Source organism: Stenotrophomonas sp. SrG, assembly GCF_050031795.1.
GTDB classification, from domain to species: Bacteria; Pseudomonadota; Gammaproteobacteria; order Xanthomonadales; family Xanthomonadaceae; genus Stenotrophomonas; species Stenotrophomonas rhizophila_A.
In genome coordinates this window covers 1-234 of record NZ_JBNBBE010001452.1, presented here as the reverse complement: position 1 = coordinate 234, position 234 = coordinate 1, and the positions used below count along the sequence as shown (strand labels likewise).

Sequence of the window (234 nt, the reverse complement as noted above, 5' to 3'; positions counted from 1 at the left end):
CATCGGCGACAGCCTGCGCCAGATCGACTGGAAAGCCACCTCGCGCGCACGCAAGCTGATCTCGCGTGAGTACGAGGATGAAAAGAACCAGCAGCTGGAGCTGATGATCGACACCGGCCGCCGCATGATGGCCAGCGAAGGCGGGCTGTCGCACTTCGACCATGGGCTCAACGCGGCGCAGGTGGTGTCCTACCTGGCGCTGCGCCAGGGCGATGGCGTGGGCCTGTTCGCCAC

General features: G+C 65.8%; 1 protein-coding gene. It reads left to right on the top strand.

The window, feature by feature from the left end:
• A partial coding sequence (locus tag ACQG3P_RS24220; protein ID WP_426806471.1) for a DUF58 domain-containing protein occupies nucleotides 1-234 on the top strand: 234 nt, incomplete at both ends.